Origin of the sequence: Tenggerimyces flavus (assembly GCF_016907715.1) — a bacterium.
Lineage (GTDB): Bacteria > Actinomycetota > Actinomycetes > Propionibacteriales > Actinopolymorphaceae > Tenggerimyces > Tenggerimyces flavus.
In genome coordinates this window covers 808,672-824,974 of the sequence record NZ_JAFBCM010000001.1, presented here as the reverse complement: position 1 = coordinate 824,974, position 16,303 = coordinate 808,672, and the positions used below count along the sequence as shown (strand labels likewise).

The window sequence follows — 16,303 nt, the reverse complement described above, 5'->3', positions numbered from 1 at the left end:
TGCATGTGATGTCGTTCAACCTGCGCAACGCCGGCGACTGGGGCGACGACCATTGGTCAGGCCGCCGCCCCATTGCCAAGGCATTGCTGAACGACGAGCTGCCCACCATCATCGGCACCCAGGAAGGCGTCTACGAGTCCATCCAGGACGTCAAGGCGGACTTGCCTCCGCAGTACGACTGGATCGGGCTCGGCCGCGAAGGCGGCAGCAAGGGCGAGTTCTCGGCCGTCTTCTTCAACTCGCATCGCTTGCGGGCAAGGGAGTTCGACCATCTCTGGTTGTCCGACACCCCGAGGCTCATGGCCTCGACCACCTGGGGCAACACCTGCGTCCGCATGGCCACCTGGGTCAGGTTCACCGACCGTGTGACTGGCAAGGAGTTCATCGCCCTCAACACCCACCTCGACCACGAAACGCAGGCAGCACAGGTCAACGGTGCGAAGTTGCTGGTGGAGGAGCTGTCGAACTTCGGCGAGCTCCCGATCGTCGTGACCGGTGACTTCAACGTTCCCGCCGAACACTCCGAGCCCTACGAGATCTTCGTCGGCAAGGGCGGCTTGGCAGATACCTGGTTGACGGCCGAACGGCGACTTTCCTCAACGGTGGCTACGTTTCACGGCTATCGCGAGGCAGTTCCAAGCGGCGAGAGAATTGACTGGATACTTACCAGTCCATCCGTGCGGACCAGGGTGGCGGCGATCAACCAGTTCGCCTTGGACGGACACTTCGGGTCCGACCACTTCCCGGTCCAGGCCGTGCTCGAGTTGCCTTAGGCCGCCCGGCGCTGGGCCGGCACCCGCAGGGCGGAGCCGGGCTCGATCGCCCCGGCCAGCCGGTGGAGTCCGCGAGCGGCGGCGAGTCGTACGGAGTCCCAACGCTGCTTGCGGTTCCGGCGCGCGAGCCGCTGGGCCGCAAGCTCGCGTTGTCGGTCGGCGATCTTCGTCTCGTGCAGGATCTTGTGGAAGAGATAGCTTGTGTCAGACACGACACTGTCCTTTCAGGCGCGGTGGACGCGGACGTCGCCGCTGACGGAGTTGACGCGGATCTCGACCTGGGTGTCGGACTCGTCCGGGCCGGGCGCGTCCTGGAGCGACGTCGTGACGTCGCCGGTGAGGGAGTGAACGTCGAGCCATGCGGCGGTTCCGGCCGCGATCCCGATGCTGATGTCGCCGGACGCGCTCTCGACCTTGACCTGGCCGGAACGTACCGAGGCCAAGGACACGTCGCCAGACGCGGAGTTGGCCTTGACCGAGCCGCCGATCGTGCCGATCTGGATGTCGCCCGACGCCGACTGCACGCGGACGTCGGAGCCGACGCTGGGGAGGTTGATGTCGCCGGACGCGGAAGACAGCGACACGTTGCCCTGAACAGGCGCGACGTCGATGTCGCCGGACGCGGTCTCGATCTTCGCGTCGCCGCCGACGGGGCCCACGCTGATGTCGCCGGAAGCGGCGTTCAACGTCACGTTTCCAGTCGCTTCGCTGACCCGCTGGTCGCCGGACGCCGTGGTGATCTCGACCTCGCTCACCCGGCCCTCGACGCGGATGTCGCCGGACGCGGCGGCCGCGCTGATCCGCGAGTCCTCGGGCAGGCCGACGATCACGCGGATCGACCCGTTCTTGCCGCGGTGGTCATCCGGCGCCTCGACCACGATCGCGCCGTCGCGCTGCTCGACGCGAGTCTGCTCGGCGGCCTCGACGTCGCGCTGGCGGCTCGAGTTCTCCGGCAGCACCTCGACGACGGTGTCGGTACGGGCGGACGCGCTGAGGACGGCGTCGCCGGAGGCGAACCGGACGCGCAGGCTGATCGGCTCGGGGGTCTGGAAAGTGGGCATGCTCGTATCTCCTGACGGTGAGGGAGGTTTGTAAGGGAGGTGAACTGTTCGGACTGGCTAGCGCACCCAGCCCGTGACGTGCTGGCCGATACCGAACGAGCCGCGCCGCGAACGACCGCGGCCCCGGTTGTCGTCGGGCGGCAGGTTGAGCGCCTGCAGGACCGCGCGCACGAGCCAGGCGTTGACCGAGACACCCTCCTTGGCGGAGGCCTCCTCGATGCGGGGCTTGAGCGACTCGGGCAGCCGGAGCGTGAGCCGAGCCGTACCGCCCTCGTCGCCCTCGGGCGGCAGCGGCGGAGGCGGGGGCGGCGGCGCTGCCGGGGGAGCGGGCGCCGGCGGCCGGGTCACGACGAAGTCCGGCTCGCGGCCGCGAATGCGGAGCTCGACCGCGCCGGGCGCGAGCTCGCGGGTGATGACGTCCGTGGCCGCCGACAGTGCGTCGATGATCGAGAGCCGAACGGAGGAGTCGAGGGCGGCGGACAGCCGGTCGGCCGCCGCGGCGGCCTCCGGTCCACCCACCTCCGCGGCCGCTGTGAGGTCGCGGCGGATGCTTTCGATGTACGGTCCAAGGTCCATGTGCATCAGCATGACGTCATCGTGACGTCATGTCAAGCGCCGGAGTGACGTCGTTCGGCGTCAGGGTCGCGACGACGCAGCCAGTAGGCGACCACAGCCGACCCGAGCAGCGGTCCCCAGACCGGCGCGGGCACGAAGAGCGTAGCCACGAACGCGTCGACCACCGGCATCGTCGCGAACCAGTGCGCGACCATGCTGGGCGCCGAGACGCAGACCACCGTCGCCACCACCAAGCCGGGGACCACGGCGAGCCAGACGGGCACCGCGCGACCGCCCACGAAGGGCAACCACTGCGGGAAAGTCTCGCCCCACCGGCTGACCAAGCCCAGCGTCAGGATGGCACCGACGAGTCCGGCGACCCCGAGCGACGCGCCCTGCAGCCGGGTCGCGAACGAGTCGAATCGCTCGTCGAGCCCGATCGCCCAGGGCGTGAGCCAGCTGAACCGGACGACCGCGTACGGCAACGGGCACAGCGCCGCTGCGACGGTGATCGCCACGACCCAGCCGCGGGCGGGTCGTGCGGACGCCAGCCACTCGCGGACCCGGCCCGTACGTACGGCGACGAACCCCCACCACACGGCCGACGCCGCCATGGCGAGCGCCCACCCCATGCGGACCCCGTACGTCCCCATCCCGCGTCCGACATTGCGCCAGAACCCGAGGACGTTCGTCGAGCTGACCAGTCCCGTGGCGATGCCGAGGGCGAGCAGCACCACGATGGCTGCGGCGGCCGCGTACCCGATCCGGTTCCACCGGACGCAGGCGACCACGACGAGCGCGAGGATCGCCAGCGGCGCCGCCACCGCAAGGGAGTAGCCGAACGCCGACAGCACCGAGGCGTCGGACCAGAACAGCCCGAAGTACGCGGTCAGCAGCGCGCCGCCGACCGGCACCGTCCGCTTCCACAGAAGCGTCGTGAGCACCCCGGTAACACCAGCACCGATCATCAGCCAGCCCGCGGCCGCTGCCTCGACGAGATGGGTGAACGACATCGTGACGCGGTCGGCCGCTCCGAACGGGTAGGTGCCCTCGTTCGTCAACCACACAAGGCCGAGTGCGAGAGCGCCGACGGACCACAGGGCACTGGCGATCCTCAGTCTCATGGTCACCAGCCTCGCGGCCGAAGCGGGCTCGCTGCCTCTACCGAACGGCCGATCGTGCGCCCTGGCGGCTGTCGCCGCCTCGGCCGTTCAGCCGGGCTGGCCGTCTCCTCTGCGTACCGACTCCAGCAGCAGCTGGGCGACATCGACGACCTGGACGTCCTCGCCGGCAGTGCCGTCGGCCTGCTTCTGGGTCAGTCCGTCGGAGAGCATCACGCGGCAGAACGGGCACGCGGTGGCGATCCGTTCGGCGCCGGTCGCGACCGCCTCGTCGGAACGTTCCAGGTTGATCCGCTTGCCGATCGGCTCTTCCATCCACATCCGCGCGCCGCCGGCACCGCAACAGAAAGATCGGTTACCTGACCGTTCCATCTCGCGGACCTCGACGCCCGGCAGTGCGCCGAGCAGCTCGCGCGGCGGTGTGTAGACCTGGTTGTGCCGGCCGAGGTAGCACGGGTCGTGGTACGTGATCGGCATCGCTGCGGTGTCGTGCGCGGACGGCGCGACCGGACGGAGCTTGCGCTCGCGGACGAGCCGGTTGAGCAGCTGCGTGTGGTGAACGACCTCCAGCTCGAGGCCGAGCTGCTGGTACTCGTTCTTGATCGTGTTGAAGCAGTGCGCGCAGGTCACGACGACCTTCGACGCGCCCGCCACCTTCAGCACCTCGACGTTCTGCTGCGCGAGCATCTGGAAGACGAACTCGTTGCCCGCCCGTCGGGCGGGATCGCCCGTACAGGTCTCGCCCTCGCCGAGGACGGCGAACGAGACGCCCGCCGCGTCCAGCAGCTCTGCCATGGCCTGCGTCGTCTTCTTCGCCCGGTCCTCGAACGCGCCGGCACAGCCGACCCAGAACAGGTACTCCACTTCGCCGAGCGATTCGACGTCCGCGCCGAGCACCTTGACCTCGAAAGGAAGGTCCTTTGCCCAATCGAGCCGGCCGGACGGGTTCAGGTTCCAAGGATTGCCCTTGCTTTCCAGGCCTCTGAAGAGCTGGTTGAGCTCACTCGGGAACGACGATTCGACCAGCACCTGATAGCGCCGCATGTCGACGATGTGGTCGACGTGTTCGATGTCAACCGGGCATTGCTCCACGCACGCGCCGCACGTCGTACAGGACCAGAGCACGTCGGGGTCGATGACCGCGCCGCTGTCGAGCGGACCGACGAGGACGCGTTCGCCCTCGGCTTGGACGTGCTCGGGGAGCTCCTTGCGTTCGGCCTCAGTCGCTTGCAGGTAAGGGGCTTTGGCGTACGCGTGCTGGCGCAGGTCCATCATGAGCAGCTTCGGCGAGAGCGGCTTCTCGGTGTTCCACGCCGGGCACTGGGACTGGCAGCGGCCACATTCGGTGCAGGTGGTGAAGTCGAGCAGCCCCTTCCAGGTGAAGTCCTCCACGTTCCCGACGCCGAAGATGTCGTCCTCGCCAGGGTCCTCGAAGTTGATCGGTTCGCCGCGCGAGTGCATCGGCTGCAGCGGGCCGAGCGCCGTACCGCCGGTGGCCTCGCGGCGGAACCAGATGTTCGGGAACGCGGTGAAGCGGTGCCAGGCGACGCCCATGGTCAGGTTCAGCGCGATGGTGAGGAACCAGGCCATGGAGACAAGGATCTTTACTGTTGCGGTGACCCAGATCGCGTTGGCGAGGGCGCCGTCGCTGAGGCCGCTGAAGAGGACGGCGAGCGGGTAGCTGAACGCGAAGTGCAGATCCCACGGCGTATCGACGCGGGCACCCTCGAAGCCGCGGAGCAGCATGATGCAGACACCGATCGCGAGGATCGTGTACTCGACGTAGTACGCCTGCCAGAACCGGCTGCCGAAGAAGCGGCTCTTGCGCCCGAGCGTCCGCGGGTGGTTGCGCTGCCGGATCGCGATCAGCGCGACGATCGCGACGAGCATGATCACGGTGATCAGCTCGGAGACGAACTCGTAGGGCCAGAAATGACCGATGATCGGCAGTGCCCAGTCGGGATGGGCGAAAACCTGCCCGTACGCGGTGACGAGCGTGAAGAACAGCAACCCGAAGCCGACGAACACGAACCAGTGCGCGGCGCCGATCAGCGTCCACTTCAGCATGCGCGTGTGGCCGAGGGTCTCGGTGAGCATGGTGACCCAGCGCTGCGTCGGGTTGTCCGTACGGCCGACGGCAGGCTGCCCGAGCCGTACGGTCCGGACGATCCCGGCGCCGCTCTTCGCGACGAGCGCGACGGCGACGAGCGTGCTGACTGCGCAGATGATGATCGCGGCGGCTTGCAAGGGGTGCCTCCTCTTCCGGCGCGCTCAGCTCACTCCATCAGCGCGCCGCGCGCCCGCGCAACACGCCGAAGCCGATGCTACTCGAAAGTAACTTAGCCCACCGGCCGGGGTTCGGCTGCCGGCTTTCTGTCCACAGCCGGGTCTTTCCGCAGGTTGTCCACAGCTCGCCTCCAGCCGGTCGCGTTTCCCCTTCTCGCGATGAAAGCTGGGCGTCACAACGGCACCTTGACAACTCAACAGCGTGAACTACCCACGGGAGCCCGGAGGGGCGATGGAGTCGCGGGGGCGGGGTTCGGGCGTCAGAACCTTGCGGCGGCTCCGGCGGCCGTCGTCGATCGCGCGCACGACGCGTTCGACGACGGCCGCGACGAGCTCGTCGATGGGCCAGGCATAGGAGGAGAGCGGCGGAGTCAGGATGCGCGACATCGGCTGGTCGTCGTATCCGAGCACCGACAGCTGCCGCGGGATCGACAGGCCCAGCGAGCGGGCGGCGTCGTAGACCCCGTACGCCATCGAGTCGGCGAGGCAGAACACCGCGGTTGGCCGTGGCTGCATGCTCAGCACGTCGAGTGCGACCGCGGCCGCGCCGTCGAGGTCGTGCGGGCAGTCGACCAGGGACGCGGTGATGCCCAACGCGGGCGCGACCTGCTGAACGACCAGCTCGGCAGGGCGGTCCGGGGTGCCGGCGCGCGCCGGGGTGAAGACGGTCACGCGCGTGTGTCCCGCGGCCGCCAGCGTACGCAGCGCCTCGGTGACGCCGGTCGTGTTGTCGAACACGATCTCCGCCGCCGTCGACGCGTCCGGCAGTGCGTCGCCGATCGCGACGAGAACGGTGCGCGACGCGGCGTCGGTCCAGTGGGCCGAGCGCGGGTCGACGGGCAGGGTGATCAGGGCGTCGACGCGCTGGTCGAGGAGGTGCTTCGCGAGCGCTGCCTCGCGGGCCCGGTCGTTCGCGGCGTCCACGATCAACGCGTTGCGGTCGGCGCCCAACAGGCCGCGGCCAAGCTCGGCGGCGACGGACTGCTGCCAGCCGTCGGCGAGCGATCCGCACAGGACGCCGACCAGGCCGGTACGTCCGGACGCCAGCGCTCGGGCGATCGGATCGGCCTCGTACCCCAACCGCTCGGCCGCCTCGCGGACGCGCTGCTGCGTCTCCTCGGGAACCTGCAATCCGCGCAGCGCGTAGGACACGGCTGCCGGAGACAGCCCTGTCTCCGTTGCGATGTCACGGATCGTCGGTCGCTTGCGGCGGGCCGGCATCCCCGCAGCCTATGCCGTACCCGATCGGTCGCACCGGTCGGCGGCATGAGGCGTCGCCTTCTCGACCGCGGGCACCGATGGCGGCTGCGTCGAAGGTGAGAGGTCCCGGCCATGGGCCGTCGGTGCACGGGTGGAGTCGAGAAAGCAACGCCGCCGCCGACTCTTGTGCGACAAGGCCGTGTCTGGCAATAGCGCCGGTCGTCGCGCGTAGCGCGATGGCGCGCGGCGCCCCGCGGCAAGGCGGGACGCGAGGTGGCGCGCGCCAGGCGATCTTTGCCAGACGCTTCGCTAGCCTCGATCTTTCGTCCAGCGGTGGGTTCGACCGGTCCGCCCCCACCCCCCTGGGCCAATGATCTTTACATGGTCAGCGGCCGCTTTACGTGGGGTGGACGCCAGGTAGAGCGGCCACTGGCCGGGTAAGGCGACCACGACACGCTTCACCCACGGAGTGCCGTCCCGCTCAGCTCACTCGAGACGTCGCCACCCCAAGTCTCCCCAGCAAGACAGACACGCCCGGCTTTCACACGCCGAAGTCGCCTACCAACACCTGAGATCCCGGGGCTAGGTGGCGTCGAACGCGCGACGCACCTCCGCCACAGCTGCGTCGCCGGCCGCGGCCATCGCCTCGGTCGTCCGCGCGGCGCGGCAGAGGATGAACGCTCCCTCGAGCAGCATCAACAACGTCTGCGACAACGTCCGTGCGCGTTCCGCGGGCAGGCCGGCGGAGACGAATCGCTCATGCAGGTTGGCAAGCCAGCTCTCGAAGACCTCGTGCGTCGTGACGCGCAACGTCTCGTTCGTGCTCGCGACCTCCAGGGCCACCGTCGCGATCGGGCAGGCGTCCGCGTAGTCGGTCTCGACGAGGGTCTCGCCGGCGCTGTGGAACGCGAACGCGATCGCGGTCTCCACGTCCGGCGCCGGGTCGAAGAGGGAGTCGATCAGCTGCCCGTACAGTCCGCCGGACCAGCGGATGACCTCCTCGCCCAGCTGCACCTTGCCGCCGGGGAAGAAGTGGTACAGCGAACCGAACGGAGCGCTCGCCTCGGCGACGATCTGCTTCAGGCCGGTCCCGTTGTAGCCGCGTCGGCGGAACAGCTCCGCGGTCGTCGCCATGATCCGCTCTCTGGTCTCGGCAGGCATGGGTCCCCTCTCCGAGGTATGGCGTTGCGCTGGTCGTATGAGGCAGTCTAGCCTCTGACTAGAGCGATCTATCTAGAGAACGGGAGAGTTCCCATGACCGACGGTCTGCGGAAAGCGCTCAACGTCGTCTTCTGGGTCTCGGTGGGGCTGTCGATCCTGCACTACACGGACAACACGGTGCGGTTCGCCGCGTACGACAAGGGCGACAGTCCGCTCGTCGTCGGCGCGTGGCAGATCGTGCTCGGCTGGGTGATCTTCACCACGATCGGCGTGCTGGCGTATCTCCGCACGCGGCAGGAGCGCTGGTGGCCAGCGGTCGTGTTCATGGCGATCTACTCGCTCACCGGGCTGATCAGCCTCGGCCACTACGGCGAGGCGCCGCCGTCGGCGTTCGACGGGCTGCAGACGGTGCTGATCTGGACCGACGTCGCCTCCGGCGTCTCGGTGCTCGCGTTGGCGCTGTGGATGATGTTCAAGCGGGCGATCCCGGCGCGGATCGAGGCGGAGAGCGCGGTTGTCCGGTAGGTGGATGGGCCTTGACGACCAGACGGTGAAGCGGTTCACTGAAGCCGTTCAGTGAACCGCATCACCAACCTTGGCCCCGGGGCGGACATGGAAGCCATCGATGTGCACCAGCATCTGTGGCCGGTCGCGCTGATCGAGGCGTTGCGGTCGCGGCCGAGACCGCCGCGGCTGGTCGGGTGGCGGCTCGAGCTCGACGGCGAGGCGCCGTACGACGTCGATCCCGCCGCGCACGACGTGCCGAAGCGGGTCGCCCTCGAGACCGACGACGGCACGGGGCTCGCGCTCGTCGCGCTGTCCGCGGCGCTCGGCGTCGAGGATCCCGACCTGCTCGCCGCTTGGCACTCCGGCGCGCTGGAGCTGCCGGCTCCGTTCAAGGCCTGGGCCGCGGTGTCCGTACGAGAGCTCGATCCCTCAACCCTGCAGGCGAATCTCGACGCCGGCTGCGTCGGGCTCGAGCTCCCGGCGACCCCGCTGGGGACGCCGGACGGGCTGGAACGGGTCGGCCCGCTGCTCGAGGTCTGCGAGGCGGCGAACAAGCCCGTCCTCGTCCATCCCGGACCCGCAACGCCGCGGGACAACGTGCCGGGATGGTGGCCCGCGGTAGTCGACTACGTCGGCCAGCTGCACGCCGCCTGGTGGGCGTGGCACGTCGCCGGACGTGCGCAGTTCCCCAAACTGCGTTTGTGTTTCGCCGCCGCGGCGGGACTCGCGCCTGTTCATCATGAACGCCTCACGGCCCGCGGCGGCACGTACCGCCGGATCGATCCGGACGTGTTCGTCGACACCTCCTCGTACGGACCGCGCGGGCTCGACGCGGTGATCCGGGTGCTCGGCATCGACACCGTCGCGTTCGGCACCGATCGCCCGTACGCGGAGCCCACCAACCCCGAGCTCGGCGCGGCCGCGACGGCGGCCATCCGCAGGACCAACCCGCACCGCCTCCTGGAAGGAGGACTGCCATGACCGCCGAAGCCGACTACGTCCCGGCCCACTCCGCCGAACTGTTCGCCGGCCTTCCTGTTGATCTGCACCTCGATGACCTGCCCGACCGCGACCTGGACAAGCACGAGCTGAAGCGGTTGGTCGCCTCGGTGGCCGCCCAGTCGTATCGCTGGGAGGACCAGCTCGCCTGGAGCGACGACGAGCGGCACTACGTCTGCCTGCACCGCGACGCGCACGTCGATGTCTGGGCGCTGTGCTGGACACCGCGGAACGACACCGGCTGGCACGACCACGACATCTCCTCCGGCGCGGTCGCCGTGGCGCAGGGCGCGCTGGTCGAGCACAACCTCGCGATCGGCCGGCCCAGCCTCGCGACGGTGATCGAGGCCGGGAGCGTCTTCTGCTTCGGCCCCGATCACATCCATCGGGTGACCGGCTATCTGCCGCGGAGCGTGTCGATCCACGCGTACTCGCCCGCGCTCTGGCGGGTCGGCCAGTACACGGTGACCGGCAGCGGGGTGCTCCAGCGCGCGTCCGTCTCGTACGCCGACGAGCTCCGTCCGCTTACCGGAAGCTGATCGTCCGGAACGGGTCCTAGGCTGCGTGCCATGACCGAATCGCACCTGACCGAGCCACCCGTCGCGGGCAACGAGGCCGACACCCTGGTGGGCTCGCTGGAACGCATGCGCCGCACGTTCATCTGGAAGGCCAGCAGCGGCGTGGACGCGGCTGGCCTGCGGGCGACGACCGCGGCCTCGTCGATGACGCTCGGCGGACTGATCAAGCACATCTCGCTCGTCGAGGACGACTACTTCTCGCACCGGCTCTGGGGGAACGACTATCAGCCGCTGTGGAACGTGGACTGGGACTCCGACCCGGACTGGGAGTGGCGAACGGCCGCCGACGACTCACCCGAGGAACTGCTGGCGTTGTGGACCGAGACCGTCGCCCGCTCGCGTGCGCTGATCTCCAAGGCGCTCACCGAAGGCGGTGGGCTCGACCGCCCGCAGGTGTACACCTGGTCGGACGGTCGCACGCCGACGCTGCGACGGATGCTGGTCGACATCATCGAGGAGTACGCGCGGCACACCGGACACGCGGACATCATCCGCGAGTCCGTCGACGGGCTGGTGGGGGAGGACCCGCCCAGCGAGGCGTAGCCGCGGCAGGAGGCCTACGGTTCGTCCGCCCACCGCCAGTTGTGGGGGGACCTCTTCGGCGTGTAGGCCGCCTGCGGAAGATCGTCGACAACGCGATTCGCCCACAGCAGCAGGCGTTCCAGCAGTTCGGCGCGGACGTCGGGACGGGTGGACCAGAGGTTGTCGAGTTCGTACGGGTCCGTGCTCAGGTCGTACAGCTCGCCCGTTCCGGCGTTGTCGTACAGCAGCTTCCAGTCGCCGGTGCGGAGCATGCGAGTGAAGCCGCTCTGGGTGACGGAATTGAGCTCGTCGTACGTCTCACCCTCGTAGGAGAAGTGCAGTGGTGGGTGCTCGTCGGGTTCGTACGGCACTCCGCCGTACCCGCGCTCGGCGTAGCAACTCGCGAACTCCTCAACGGGGTAAGGGCTTCCGGTCAGCACTGGCCAGAGGCTGCGGCCCTGCACGCCGAACGGGATCGGCTCGCCGACCGCCTCGCACAGCGTCGGCAGCAGGTCGGCGAGCGTGACGTAGACGTCGTCGGCGCCGGCCACGACTCCCGGCCCGGCGACGACGAACGGGATGCGCATCAGCACCTCCGGCATCCCCGCGCCCTTGCGCTGCAGGCCGTAGTCGCCGACGTAGTCGCCGTGGTCGGCGATGAAGCAGACCAGCGTGTTCTCGGCGAGCCCGTTCTTGTCCAGGTACGCGAACAGCCGCCGCAGCTGGTCGTCGATGAGCCGCAGCATGCCGCAGTACGTCGACCGGTAGCGCCGCCACAGGTCGTCGTACCCAGGGCGCTTCGACTCCTGCAGCTCACGCAGCCAGCGGTACATGCCGCCCTTAGCCAGCGCGGCCTCCGGACCGTGCGCGCGGTCGGGCACGTCGGGGAACATCGAGAAGTACGGCTCTGGCGCCTGGTACGGGTTGTGCGGCTCCGGGAACGACAGCCAGCTGAAGAACGGTTTGTCCTTGTCCCGTTGCTCGAGCCCGGCGATCGCGTCCGACACGATCCGGTACGGGAACTCCCGCTCGAGTGGGAACGGTGTCGGCTCGAGGGCCGGGCCGTGGTCGATCGAGCGCATCCAGTCCGCGAACGCCGCGTCCTCCGGCGTCGCCTCGGGACCGGTCTCGTGCCAGTACGGACCGGCGAACGTGTCGAAGTCCTCGGCCTTGCGGTACATGTGCGTCTTGCCCGCGAAGTGCAGCGAGTAGCCCGCGCCGCGTAGAACATCGAGCAGGTCGTCGCCGCGCACGACGTGGGAGACCGCGGAGTTCTGCCGGACCCGATGTGCCGACGGATAGCGGCCGGTCAGCAGGCTCGTCCGCGCCGGGACGCAGGCCGGGGCCGTTGTGTACGCGTTGCGGATCCGCCTGCCGCGCGCGGCGAGCGAGTCGACGAACGGCATCGTGTCGAGCTCGAAGCCCGCGCCGAGAGTGAAGTCAGCGCGTTGCTGGTCGGTCATCAGGAGCAGCACGTTCGGCCTGGTCGCGCTCATGATCGACCACCCTAGCGAGCGACGAGCAGTGCCTCGGCTTTCGCGATGTCGATTGTCAGGGGTCGGTCGCCGAGGTCCGGAGGTAGCTCGTCGTACGCGCGTTGGTACGCCTCACCCACCCCGGACGGCAGCAGGTCGGCGGGCTTCGCGCCGGCCAGCCGGAGCGCCCGCGTCGCGGTGACCAGCTCGCACGCGAGCACCGTACGGAACGGCTGCACGCTCTCCCCGGTCAGCCGAGCCGCCTCGGTCGAGAAGCTCGCGTGGTCCTCCGCGCCGCGCGACATCCGGGCCGTCGAGAGGCTCGCGGGAGCGGCCAGCGAACGCAGCCGCGCCAGCGCCGCGTGCTGGACGTACTCCACCCCCATCGCTCCCGACGACCCCGCCGGGCCCTCGGCGAGGAACGACGTGAGCGCGGTGAGGTCCGGGTTCATCAGGCTCGCGGTGCGCGCGACCGACAGCGACGCGACCGAGTGCAGGGCGAGCCGAGCCGAGTCCAACGCCAAGGCGACCGGCGCGCCGTGCCAGTTGCCGTGGTGCAGAACGTCGCCGCCGGCCTCGGTTCGTACGACGAGCGGGTTCTCGGCGCGCGAGTTGAGCTCGATGGTCAGGACCTCCAACAGCCGATCGAGCGCGTGGACGGCCGGACCGTGCACCTGGGGAAACGATCGCAGGCCGAACGGGTCCTGGATCCGCAGCGGTGTCGTCGGCCTGCCACCGGCGAGCAGGTCGCGGACTGCCTTCGCCGCCTCGGCCTGACCGGGTTGCGGGCGGGCCTCGTGCACCCGGGCGTCGAACGCTTCCGGGTTGCCGCCGAGCGCGACGAACGACAGCGCGGTCACCGGGTACGTGGCGGTGAGCAGCTCGGCGAGGTCGATCGCGGCGACGATCGCCTGCGCCACGGTCGCGGCGGTGCTCGACAGGAACGGCAGTACGTCGAGGTCGGTGAGCGCGACCACCGGCGGCGCCCCCGACCGCCAGGGCAGCTCGCCCGCGAGTTGCAGCCCGAGCTCGGCGAGTGCGGACAGATCGCCCGTACCGATCCCGGTGTAGCCGTGCAGCAACGGCGCCGCGCCCAGGCCGATCGCGACGACGAGTCCGTCGAGCACCTCGGCCCGCGTGCCCGATCCGCCCGCTGCGAGCTGGTTCGCCCGGACGACGAGCACAGCCCGCGCGACCTCGTCCGGCAGTGCGTCGCCGCCGGCAGTCGCGTGGCTCAGCAGGATGCGCTGGCCGTGGCCCGCTCGTTCGGCCACGACGTCGCGGTTCGCGCCGACGCCGGTGGTCGCCCCGTACACCGGACGCCAGGCGACGGCCTGCTGCACGGCCCTCGCCGTGGCCTCGACCCGTGCCCGTGCGACCGGGTCGAGGGCGACGGTCGCACCGCCTCGTACGACGGAAACAACGTCGTAAGGTGTCAACGACTCTCCGTCGAGGAAGATGTCTGTCGGTCCCACATGACTAGTGTGGTCCTCTGGCCATTGTGCTTCCGTCGACCGAGGAGTGCCGGCGTGATCGAGTTCGATTCCGTCACCAAGCGTTACCCCGACGGCACCGTCGCGGTGAACGAGGTGAATCTGCAGGCTCCGTCCGGGAAGATCACCGTGTTCGTCGGACCTTCGGGCTGCGGCAAGACGACCTCCCTCCGCATGATCAACCGGATGATCGAGCCCACGAGCGGGCGCATCCTGATCGACGGTGACGAAACGGGAGGTAAGGACCCTGCCACGCTGCGGCGCGGCATCGGGTACGTGATCCAGCACGCGGGCCTGTTCCCACACCGGACGGTGGTCGACAACGTCGCGACCGTTCCGCTGCTGCTCGGCTGGGACAAGGCGAAGGCGCGCAGCCGTGCGCGCGAGGTGCTCGAGCGCGTCGGCCTGCCCGGTGCGTTCGCGCAGCGCTATCCGTCGCAGCTGTCCGGCGGGCAGCAGCAGCGCGTCGGCGTCGCTCGCGCGCTCGCGGCCGATCCGCCGGTGATGCTGATGGACGAGCCGTTCTCCGCCGTCGACCCCGTCGTCCGCGAGGGTCTGCAGGAGGAGTTCCTGCGGCTGCAGAACGAGCTGGACAAGACGATCGTGTTCGTCACGCACGACATCGACGAGGCGATCAAGCTCGGCGACCAGGTGGCGGTGTTCCGCACGGGCGGCATCCTCGCTCAGATGGCGACGCCCGCGGAGCTGCTGGCCGACCCTGCCGACGACTTCGTCGCGGGGTTCGTCGGACGGGACCGCGGCTACCGGGCGCTGTCGTTCATGCAGGCTGACGGGATCGAGCTCGACTCCGAGCCGACCGTGAAGTTGGGGCAGACCGCCGCCGAGGCACGTTCGGCCGCGACCGACGGCTGGGTGCTCGTCCTCGACGATGGCCAGCGCCCGCAAGGCTGGATTGACGTCGACCGGTTGGACGACGAGGTGACGCCGGACGTCCTCAACCGGGGCGGAACGGTGGCGTCCGTCGACGGATCGCTGCGCGGCATCCTCGACGCCGCGCTGTCCTCGCCGACCGGCCGCGGCGTCGTCACCGACGGCCAGGGCCGGCTGCTCGGAACCGTCGTCGCGGGCCGCGTCCTGGAGAAGGTCGACGAGGCGCACCCGGGAGTTGCCGAGGTCACCGGATGAACTGGTTCGAGTGGTTCTCGAGCAACGCCAGCGAGATCTTCACGGTCTTCGTCCGGCACGTCTACCTCACGCTCGTTCCCGTGGTGATCGGCCTGGTGCTGGCGATCCCGTTGGGCTGGGTGGCGCGCCGGTTCCGCTGGGTCTATCCGCCGATGATCGGCATCACCGGCCTGCTCTACACGATCCCGTCGCTGGCGTTGTTCGTGATCGCTCCGGTGATCTTCGGCTTCGGCATCCTCGACGACGCGAACGTGATCGCGGCGCTGACCGTCTACTCCGTCGCGTTGCTCGTCCGTACGGTCGCTGACGGTCTCGCGGCGGTGCCCGAGGACGTCCGGCAGGCGGCGCAGGCGATGGGCTACAAACCGTTCCGCCAGTTCATCTCCGTCGAGCTCCCGGTGGCGGTCCCGTTCATCGCCGCCGGCCTCCGCGTGGCGGTCGTGTCGAACGTGAGCATGGTCAGCGTCGCCTCGCTGATCGGGGTCTCTCAGCTCGGCAGCCTGTTCATCGACGGGTTCCAGCGCAACTTCCCGGCCCCGCTGCTCACCGGGCTCGTCCTGTCGGTCGCGTTGGCGCTGGCGCTCGACGCGGTCGTTCTGGTCGGTACCCGAATGCTGACTCCCTGGCGAAGGGCGCGCGCATGATCACCGGATTCTTCGACTGGCTCAGAGATCCCGTCAACTGGTCCGGCATCGACGGGATTCCGAACAGGCTCATCGAGCACATCGGCTACTCGGTGCTCGCGCTGATCCTCGCCGCCGCGATCGGCATCCCGCTCGGGCTGTACATCGGGCACACCGGCAAGGGGAAGTTCCTCGTCGCCGGGCTGGCGAACGCGTTCCGCGCGCTGCCGACGCTGGGTCTGGTGATCCTCGCCGCGATCATCGTGGGTCCGCTGCTTCCCGGAGACGCGGCCTACCTGGTGCCGAGCATCTTCGTCCTCGTGGTGCTGGCCGTTCCGCCGATCCTCGCGACGACGTACGCGGGAGTCGAGGGCGTAGACGAGGCGGCGCGGGACGCCGCGTACGGGATGGGGATGACCGGCGGGCAGGTGTTGTTCAAGATCGAGACGCCCTGCGCGTTGCCGCTGATGATGTCCGGCATCCGCAGCGCGATGCTGCAGATCGTCTCGACCGCGACGATCGCCGCCGTCGTCTCGCTCGGTGGCCTGGGCCGGTTCGTGCTCGACGGACTGGCCAACCAGCAGTACCAGGTGATGCTGGGCGGCGCGATTCTGGTGGCTCTGTTGGCGGTGGCGTTCGAGCTGGTGCTGGCGTTCGTGCAGTGGCTGCTGGTCCCGCGCGGACTGTCCAAGCGCACTGGACGGCGCGACCTGGTGGCGGAGACCGCCGCGGAAAGCGACGTGAAGGAAGAAGAGCTGGTCGCAGCACGTTGATGGCATGCGTACCGAACCGGTAGCAGCAAC

17 protein-coding genes are annotated in these 16,303 nt (G+C 69.4%); 8 read left to right on the top strand and 9 right to left on the bottom strand.

Annotation, left to right across the window (positions count from 1 at the left end; translation table 11 throughout):
• Positions 1-8 precede the first annotated feature (8 nt).
• On the top strand, positions 9-773 hold the full coding sequence (locus JOD67_RS04015; protein WP_239553710.1) for an endonuclease/exonuclease/phosphatase family protein: 765 nt from the start codon (positions 9-11) through the stop codon (positions 771-773).
• Here the strand turns inward: JOD67_RS04015 and JOD67_RS04010 are convergent.
• From JOD67_RS04010 to JOD67_RS03980, 7 genes are all read right to left on the bottom strand, one after another.
• Positions 770-985 carry a hypothetical protein gene (locus tag JOD67_RS04010; protein ID WP_205115333.1) on the bottom strand — a complete coding sequence of 72 codons (216 nt, stop codon included), beginning with the start codon at positions 983-985 and terminating at the stop codon, positions 770-772. The two genes, JOD67_RS04015 and JOD67_RS04010, sit on opposite strands and share 4 nt — an antisense overlap.
• A 12-nt stretch (positions 986-997) precedes the next feature.
• Positions 998-1,834, bottom strand: a complete 837-nt coding sequence (locus JOD67_RS04005) for a DUF4097 family beta strand repeat-containing protein (protein WP_205115332.1) — start codon at positions 1,832-1,834, stop codon at positions 998-1,000.
• Between the two features lie 57 nt (positions 1,835-1,891).
• Positions 1,892-2,410 carry a toxin-antitoxin system HicB family antitoxin gene (locus JOD67_RS04000; protein WP_205115331.1) on the bottom strand — a complete coding sequence of 173 codons (519 nt, stop codon included), beginning with the start codon at positions 2,408-2,410 and terminating at the stop codon, positions 1,892-1,894.
• Between the two features lie 32 nt (positions 2,411-2,442).
• Positions 2,443-3,513 (bottom strand): hypothetical protein, encoded by a 1,071-nt coding sequence (locus JOD67_RS03995; RefSeq protein WP_205115330.1) that lies wholly within the window; start codon positions 3,511-3,513, stop codon positions 2,443-2,445.
• An 87-nt stretch (positions 3,514-3,600) separates the two neighbouring features.
• A complete protein-coding gene (locus JOD67_RS03990; protein ID WP_205115329.1) occupies positions 3,601-5,757 on the bottom strand; it encodes a (Fe-S)-binding protein in 2,157 nt (718 codons plus the stop codon).
• 246 nt (positions 5,758-6,003) lie between these two features.
• Entirely contained in the window at positions 6,004-7,017 is a 1,014-nt protein-coding gene (locus JOD67_RS03985; RefSeq protein ID WP_205115328.1) for a LacI family DNA-binding transcriptional regulator, read from the bottom strand.
• A gap of 561 nt (positions 7,018-7,578) precedes the next feature.
• A complete protein-coding gene (locus tag JOD67_RS03980) occupies positions 7,579-8,157 on the bottom strand; it encodes a TetR/AcrR family transcriptional regulator (RefSeq protein ID WP_205115327.1) in 579 nt (192 codons plus the stop codon).
• 93 nt (positions 8,158-8,250) lie between these two features.
• Between JOD67_RS03980 and JOD67_RS03975 the strand changes: the two genes are divergently transcribed.
• From JOD67_RS03975 to JOD67_RS03960, 4 genes are all read left to right on the top strand, one after another.
• Positions 8,251-8,682, top strand: coding sequence for a hypothetical protein (locus tag JOD67_RS03975; protein WP_205115325.1), 432 nt, complete (start codon positions 8,251-8,253; stop codon positions 8,680-8,682).
• A gap of 87 nt (positions 8,683-8,769) precedes the next feature.
• Positions 8,770-9,645, top strand: a complete 876-nt coding sequence (locus tag JOD67_RS03970) for an amidohydrolase family protein (protein WP_205115323.1) — start codon at positions 8,770-8,772, stop codon at positions 9,643-9,645.
• A complete protein-coding gene (locus JOD67_RS03965; RefSeq protein WP_205115321.1) occupies positions 9,642-10,202 on the top strand; it encodes a cysteine dioxygenase in 561 nt (186 codons plus the stop codon). The genes JOD67_RS03970 and JOD67_RS03965 overlap by 4 nt, the downstream gene beginning before the upstream one ends.
• Before the next feature lie 30 nt (positions 10,203-10,232).
• Complete coding sequence (locus JOD67_RS03960; protein WP_205115319.1) at positions 10,233-10,784, top strand: DinB family protein; 552 nt, start codon at positions 10,233-10,235, stop codon at positions 10,782-10,784.
• Between the two features lie 14 nt (positions 10,785-10,798).
• Here the strand turns inward: JOD67_RS03960 and JOD67_RS03955 are convergent, their stop codons facing one another.
• On the bottom strand, positions 10,799-12,259 hold the full coding sequence (locus JOD67_RS03955; RefSeq protein WP_205115317.1) for a sulfatase family protein: 1,461 nt from the start codon (positions 12,257-12,259) through the stop codon (positions 10,799-10,801).
• Between the two features lie 11 nt (positions 12,260-12,270).
• A complete protein-coding gene (locus JOD67_RS03950; protein WP_205115315.1) occupies positions 12,271-13,713 on the bottom strand; it encodes an aromatic amino acid ammonia-lyase in 1,443 nt (480 codons plus the stop codon).
• Between the two features lie 54 nt (positions 13,714-13,767).
• Here JOD67_RS03950 and JOD67_RS03945 point away from each other — a divergent pair, with 54 nt between their 5' ends.
• From JOD67_RS03945 to JOD67_RS03935, 3 genes are read left to right on the top strand one after another with little or no spacing between them, the layout of a single operon-like run.
• Positions 13,768-14,877, top strand: coding sequence for an ABC transporter ATP-binding protein (locus JOD67_RS03945; protein WP_205115313.1), 1,110 nt, complete (start codon positions 13,768-13,770; stop codon positions 14,875-14,877).
• Entirely contained in the window at positions 14,874-15,521 is a 648-nt protein-coding gene (locus JOD67_RS03940) for an ABC transporter permease (RefSeq protein WP_205115311.1), read from the top strand. The genes JOD67_RS03945 and JOD67_RS03940 overlap by 4 nt, the downstream gene beginning before the upstream one ends.
• On the top strand, positions 15,518-16,273 hold the full coding sequence (locus JOD67_RS03935; RefSeq protein ID WP_205115309.1) for an ABC transporter permease: 756 nt from the start codon (positions 15,518-15,520) through the stop codon (positions 16,271-16,273). Before JOD67_RS03940 ends, JOD67_RS03935 begins: the two co-directional genes overlap by 4 nt.
• Positions 16,274-16,303: the final 30 nt, after the last annotated feature.